The sequence below is a fragment of the Oleiphilus sp. HI0079 genome (assembly GCF_001635105.1).
This window is the reverse complement of the sequence record NZ_LWFT01000032.1, coordinates 1-807: the sequence shown is the minus strand read 5'-3', so window position 1 is coordinate 807 and position 807 is coordinate 1. Positions and strand designations below refer to the sequence as shown.

Here is an 807-nt window from a genome sequence, read left to right as displayed (position 1 = left end):
CGATGGAGGTAATGTCACTCGCTGCATCTTTGGCAGATGCGTTAGCTGCGATATTCAGGCTTTGCGATGTGACAATACCTGTTTCCGCATCTCGTATCTGGAAAGAGAGCGTCTGTGCACCATAGCCATTTGTATAAGGACCCGCTCCCGGAGCAGGCAGAGTTAAAGTATCCGCACCACTTGCCGTAACGAGTGTCGCCCCCGGGTCAGAAGTAAACAGCGTATTGCTTAAACCTTGAGAGAAAAACTGATTATTAATCGGAGGAGACAATGGCTGAGGGTCAGCCGGATTGCTGTTATCCAGCACCTCATAATAATCATCGGTAATGAAGCGAACCAACAGCGGCGGTGTCAGCTCACCGTCGACCTCAAAAGCGGGTAAGGGCTGATTAGTAATTGGGCTATTTACATCCAGCATTTCGCCAAGGCTAATCTGCGCTGAACCAATATTACCCAAACTACTGCGCGCACGAACCGGTGCCGCTAGAGCGATCTCTTCAACACGATCAACCTCTTGTTTGATGTCGATCGCCCCGGATTGCGTTGGTAAAATCGAGAACTTATCACCGACTTTGTATGTACCGCCGTCAAAGGTTAATTGAAAGCCATCAATGGTCACCCGGCTCGGAAAAACATTCGACAGCGTCGATTTGTATACCGTTTCATCAGTTCCTTTGTTGACGATGATGTAGTCAGAATCGGCCGGCCCTTCAAAACGCAGCTCATAGTTATCCGTCGTTAATTGCGCTACATCCGTAATGGTCACCGACAAAGACTGATCATAGGGTGGCTGGTTGAGCGAATTCG

General features: G+C 49.1%; 1 pseudogene. It reads right to left on the bottom strand.

The features are described from left to right. Positions 1-807: pseudogene (locus tag A3750_RS25565) on the bottom strand (flagellar hook-associated protein FlgK); the annotation flags it as partial.